This window comes from Paracoccus haeundaensis (assembly GCF_006239215.1).
Lineage (GTDB): Bacteria > Pseudomonadota > Alphaproteobacteria > Rhodobacterales > Rhodobacteraceae > Paracoccus > Paracoccus marcusii.
The window spans coordinates 1-5,238 of sequence record NZ_VDDC01000075.1; the positions used below are offsets into that span (position 1 = coordinate 1).

The following is a 5,238-nucleotide window of genomic DNA, read 5'->3' on the forward strand; positions in this document are numbered from 1 at the left end:
CGCATCGAAGACCTCATGCCCTGGCGGCACGCACAGCCGTCAAGCCTCACCGCATAGGGCCGCGACGTCGCGCTTACATAAGATCACACGTGCTCGACAGTTGATCGCGTCGGGCCTTAACGTTCGTGAGGCCGCGGCCCGCGTAAAGGTCAGCAAGTCCGCCCTCTATATGGCATTAAAAGATAGCTCGGTTGTGGCCGGGTAATGCGCACGCTTGAAAAGCTCTGCTGACAACGGCCTTCATATCCGTTAACGCAAGGTCAAATTCTTTTTTACATGGACACATGAATTGCCTCGCAAGCAAGTGGCTACAGATCCGGCGGACCTCATGAACGAGGCCGATCGTCTCGATGCGCTGCATGCGCATGATATTCTCGACACCGCACCGGAAGTCGGCTTTGACGACATTGTCCGTTTGGCCGCGAGGCTCTGTGATACCCCGGTTGCACTCATCAGTCTGCTGGACGCCGAGCGGCAGTGGTTCAAGGCGAGGGTTGGTTTCGAGCCCTCCGAAACGCCGATCGCGCAATCCATCTGCCAGCACGCTGTCGGGCAGCGTGACCTTCTGATCATTCCCGACCTGACACTGGATCCCCGGACACAGTCAAATCCGCTGGTTCTGGAGGATCCGCATCTGCGGTTCTATGCCGGCGCGCCCCTGGTAATAGCCGAGGGACTGACACTTGGCACCATATGCGTCATCGACCACGCTCCGCGCCCGGAGGGACTGACGGAGGTCCAGGCCGATGATCTCAGGTCGCTGGCCCGGCAGGTCGTGAGCCTTCTAGAGATGCGCCGTCTTGTTTCGCGCCATAACGATCTGCTCCTCCAAGCGGAACGACAGCAAAACAAGGCTGCGCATGAACATCTGGAACTGGCTGCCATGTTCGATCAGGTCCCAAGCTTCATGGCGCTGCTGAAAGGCCCCGGTCATGTCTTTAATCTGGTCAATCCCGCCTACCTTCGGCTGGTCGGAAACCGGCAGCTTATTGGGAAGCGTTTTGCCGAAGCTCTGCCTGACGCAGCAGAACAAGGTTACGTGGACCTGCTCGATGAGGCCTACCGGTTGGGAAAACCCTTCACGCAGAAGGGTGCACGTTACGCAATTCGAAATGACCCCCATTCCCCGGTAGATGAACGGTTCGTCGATTTTGTTTGCCAGCCGACCCGGGACGATAAAGGCACTGTAACAGGCATCTTCATTGAGGGCTCTGATGTCACGGAACATGTTCTTCAAACCAGGCGCCTTGCGGCTCTTGCAGACCTCAGCGAGCAGCTGCGCGATCTGATTAATGCTGACGACATCGCTCGTGCGGCGGCAGAATGCATGAACCAAGCCATCGGCGGGAGCTGCATCGGGTTTGGGAAGGTGGACCTGGAAAAGGAGGAAATCGACGTACCGGTGGACTGGTGCGACGCCTCTGGCGTCAGCGTGGTCGGGTCTCACCATTTAAGGTCGTTTGGCTCCTACATCGAGGATCTGAAACGCGGCCAGACCGTCGTCATTCCAGACGTGAAGATAGATCCCAGGACAGCCAGCCAGGCTGACAGCCTTGAGAAGGTCCATTGTCGGGCACTCCTGAACCTGCCGATCATGGTGCGCGGTGTTCTCGACACTGTCATCTTCGTTCTGAATGCCCAAGCGCGGGAATGGACATCGGAAGAAATCGCGCTCGTGCGGCAGGTCGGGGACCGGACGCATGCGGCGATTGCCCGGGCACGGGCCGAACAGGAGCAGCACATCCTGAACGAAGAGCTCAGCCATCGCTTGAAAAACACGCTTGCGATCGTCCAGGCCATCGCGACTCAGACGCTTCGGGAGGTCTCTGAGAAGGACGCCGTGACGGCACTGACACAACGTATCGGTGCGCTGTCTCGCGCCCATGATGCACTGCTAAAAAAGCGTTGGGCTTCCGCTGCCCTGGAGGACGTTGCCAAGGCAACATTGGCAGCGTTTGATCAGGCGGGCCGATTTCATTTGCAGGGTCCGTCCCTCCAGATCGGACCCCGGGCCACGTTGTCCCTATCGCTCCTTCTGCATGAGTTGGCAACCAATGCTGTCAAGTACGGCGCCCTGTCCGTACCTGAAGGAAGGGTGACGATTACCTGGACCATCGAGCAGGGCACAGAGGAAGAAACTTTGCGAATGTGCTGGGCGGAAACCGGCGGCCCCCCGGTTCAACAGCCATCCGGCAAAGGATTCGGGTCGAGACTGATCAGCATGGGATTGATTGGAACTGGCGGCGTTGAGCTTGGTTACCACCAAGATGGCCTGATTGCGTCGATGGAAGCCCCGCTTTCCCAGATGCAGCAGCCCTGAGACGGAAAGACCTGATGGCCCAATATGCTCCTTTAAAGCGCCAGCTTGTACTGGTCGTAGAAGATGAACCGATCCTTCGAATGGCCGCAGTCGACATGGTCGAAGATGCAGGTTTCAAAGCGGTTGAAGCTACTGACGCCACAGATGCGGTCAGGATCCTCGAAACCCGTCCTGATATTCGTATTGTCTTCACCGATGTCGATATGCCCCGGGGCGTTGATGGCCTTAAACTGGCCGCACTGATCCGCGAGCGTTGGCCGCCCATTCATGTCATCGTAACCTCCGGGAAGGCAGAAATCGGGCGAATGAAGCTACCTGCCGACTGCGTGTTCTTTGACAAGCCCTACGACGAACGACGCGTGGTCGCAGAGATGCACCGGATGAGCAGGATCTGCTGAGAGGCAGCGAGATGAGTTGCTACTCAAGCTTGATCCTGTCCCGCCATGACAATGCTGTAGGGCATCTCTGGCAGCCATCAGGATGGGACCTACCCCATAAATGGATATTTTCTTCGAAATTTATTTCGCTCCCCAGTTTCGGCGCAATTGTGCCCCGCTGGCAGCGTCAGTCATCCATAAGAAACATTAGTGGAACGACGGGATCGTTTGAAGGTTGGTCTGTCAATAGCTGAGGTCAGTGGGCAAAGCACTGCACCTGCCCCAATAATTAAATTCAAGGGAGAAGATGATGGTCGACGAAAATCCGCGTTCCAAGTCCCCCAGCAGTTCCACGACTGAGAGCATCAAGGCGGAAGCGACGGAACAGGCCTCGCGTCTCGCGGGCAGCGTCAAGGATGAAGCCAAACGCTATGAGAAGGATCTCCGTTCGGGAGTGGCAGAGCGTGCAGAAAGTCTCGCTGCTGGCCTTCGCAAGGCGGGGTCTGAGATTGATCCTAATTCTTCCGTCGCGACGCTGTTCGACCGTGCGGCCGATACCGTTAGTGGTCTGGCGGATAGTCTGAACGCCACGGATCCTCGGGAGATGGTTGAGGAGGTTCGCAGGTTCGCACACCGTCAGCCAGGGGCTTTCCTTGGGTTATCGGCCTTGGCGGGCTTTGCCGCCGTTCGCTTTCTGCGTGCGGGCTCCACCACACCGTCAAGTTCCATGAAGAGGAAAAGCTCACTAGATTCCAACATATCACGGACTAGTTCATCGAAACCCTCTGTCCGCATTGGGACCCTAAATAGTGACGCGCAGGCAAAAAACACATCTGCAGCGGATCACTCTGCCTCAACCAACCCGCTTCCTATTTCCGGCGGTCGCAGCGATGGAGGTTCGCATGCCTGATCCCGTTCGCTCGCAAAGCCCTGCTTCGCTGGCTGCCGATGCACTGCGCATTTCCAGCGACCTGGTTCGCAAGGAAGTCTCTCTTGCCAAAGCCGAACTGCGTCAGAACCTGAACCGAGCGGGAACGGGCCTGGGCATGCTCGTGGCCGCAGCCGTTTTAGGTATCGTTACGCTCAACGTGCTTACCGTTGCTTTGGTCGCTGCACTTGCCGAAACGGATCTAGGACCAATCTGGAGCGCAGTGGTTGTCGGCGTGGTCTTGGCGATCCTTGCCTATGTGCTGCTTCGCAAAGGCATGGCTGATCTGAAGCCGGAAAACCTTATGCCCACACGGACCGTCGAGAATGTTCAGCGGGATGCCAGCGCGGTAAAGGAAGCTTATCATGACGCATGACCTCAACAACCCTGACCAGATTGAGCGTGAGATCGAGAAAGACCGCGAAGCGCTGCGGCGTACGCTCGACGATCTGCAGAGTGAACTGTCTTTGGATGGCCTTTCGCGCCGCCTCACAGGTTCGGTCCGTAAGAATGGTGCCGAATGGGCAGAGGCTGCAAGTGATGCCGCTCGCGCAAATCCCATAGCATTGGGTCTGACCGGTATCGGCCTGGCCTGGATGATCTTCGGTCGCGGACAGGATCCTGTTCACAGCTACGGGCAATCGGTGACGAGCCGGTCCGATCGGAATGAGCGCAATTTCAATCCGGTTTCAAACCCATCCCAGACCTACGGAAACCGGCCACCGTTTTCGCGACCAAACTGGGCATCAGATGATAACCGAAAGACAGATCGACACGCAGAGGCGCGTTCTGATCAGTCTGTCAGATCCACGAAAGCCGTTGGCATGATTGATACAGCGAAAAATCACGCTTTTCATCTGCGTGATCGCCTCAGCGAAGGCACCGAAGGTTTTGGCGAGGAGGCTCGCCTCAGGGTCGAGGCAGCCCGTCGGAAAGCGTTGGATGCCAGCGATGCCGTCAGTCGTCAGATGGCGCAGGCCAATAGAAAAATTGCGCGTCATTATGACAACGAACCCCTGTTGTTCGGAGCTCTTGCCTTGCTCGGCGGGGCGGCACTGGGAGCGATGCTGCCCGGAACAAGACGCGAGGACGAGTTGCTGGGGGACTATCGAGACCAGCTCTTTGACGAAGCAGAAAAAATCTATCACGAAGAAAAAGACCGGGTCAGCAGTGCCGTCTCTGCTGGAGTGGAAGAGGCGAAGGCTGCCGCGACCAATGTCGTCTCGGCTGCCAAAGGCGAGCTGACCGACGACGACGGCGATAAGGCTGCCTCTCCGGAGAACTTGCAGAAGACACCCGGAGAGGCGAAGACGGTCAGTGGTCCAGCACAGTTGGGAAAGACACCATCGTCCAAAGCCTGATCCCATTGTCTGGTATCATGGGAAGGCCCCGCAACCGCGGGGCCTTTTTGGCAGAAAAGCAGGCTGTGAAGGCGCTGTTTATGATGTTGCGCGTGAACGCCAATCATCTCTGAGGTCCAGCTTTGCGGAATCTCAGGCCCCAGCTTTACACCCAAGAACGGCTTCCCCCATGCCAGTCTTGCGACCCATCAGGCCGCGAGCTGCTCATCCGCGGGACCGAAGAACTCGTAGTGGATCCGATCGGCAGGAACA

The 5,238-nt window shown here is 57.5% G+C and carries 5 protein-coding genes; all 5 read left to right on the forward strand.

Annotated features, from left to right (window positions below):
- Positions 1–328 precede the first annotated feature (328 nt).
- Entirely contained in the window at positions 329–2,320 is a 1,992-nt protein-coding gene (locus tag FHD67_RS19760) for a GAF domain-containing protein (protein ID WP_139599795.1), read from the forward strand.
- Between the two features lie 14 nt (positions 2,321–2,334).
- Complete coding sequence (locus FHD67_RS19765; RefSeq protein WP_084697514.1) at positions 2,335–2,718, forward strand: response regulator; 384 nt, start codon at positions 2,335–2,337, stop codon at positions 2,716–2,718.
- 286 nt (positions 2,719–3,004) lie between these two features.
- Positions 3,005–3,607 (forward strand): hypothetical protein, encoded by a 603-nt coding sequence (locus FHD67_RS19770; protein WP_139085756.1) that lies wholly within the window; start codon positions 3,005–3,007, stop codon positions 3,605–3,607.
- Positions 3,600–4,001, forward strand: a complete 402-nt coding sequence (locus FHD67_RS19775) for a phage holin family protein (RefSeq protein ID WP_139599796.1) — start codon at positions 3,600–3,602, stop codon at positions 3,999–4,001. The genes FHD67_RS19770 and FHD67_RS19775 overlap by 8 nt, the downstream gene beginning before the upstream one ends.
- A complete protein-coding gene (locus tag FHD67_RS19780) occupies positions 3,991–4,986 on the forward strand; it encodes a DUF3618 domain-containing protein (RefSeq protein ID WP_139599797.1) in 996 nt (331 codons plus the stop codon). Before FHD67_RS19775 ends, FHD67_RS19780 begins: the two co-directional genes overlap by 11 nt.
- The last annotated feature ends 252 nt before the right edge of the window (positions 4,987–5,238 follow it).

What these genes read in the sequence shown, in the direction of transcription:
- FHD67_RS19760 (WP_139599795.1), top strand. Translation starts at nt 329, where the DNA reads ATGAACGAGGCCGATCGTCTCGATGCGCTGCATGCGCATGATATTCTC.
- FHD67_RS19765 (WP_084697514.1), top strand. Translation starts at nt 2,335, where the DNA reads ATGGCCCAATATGCTCCTTTAAAGCGCCAGCTTGTACTGGTCGTAGAA.
- FHD67_RS19770 (WP_139085756.1), top strand. Translation starts at nt 3,005, where the DNA reads ATGATGGTCGACGAAAATCCGCGTTCCAAGTCCCCCAGCAGTTCCACG.
- FHD67_RS19775 (WP_139599796.1), top strand. Translation starts at nt 3,600, where the DNA reads ATGCCTGATCCCGTTCGCTCGCAAAGCCCTGCTTCGCTGGCTGCCGAT.
- FHD67_RS19780 (WP_139599797.1), top strand. Translation starts at nt 3,991, where the DNA reads ATGACGCATGACCTCAACAACCCTGACCAGATTGAGCGTGAGATCGAG.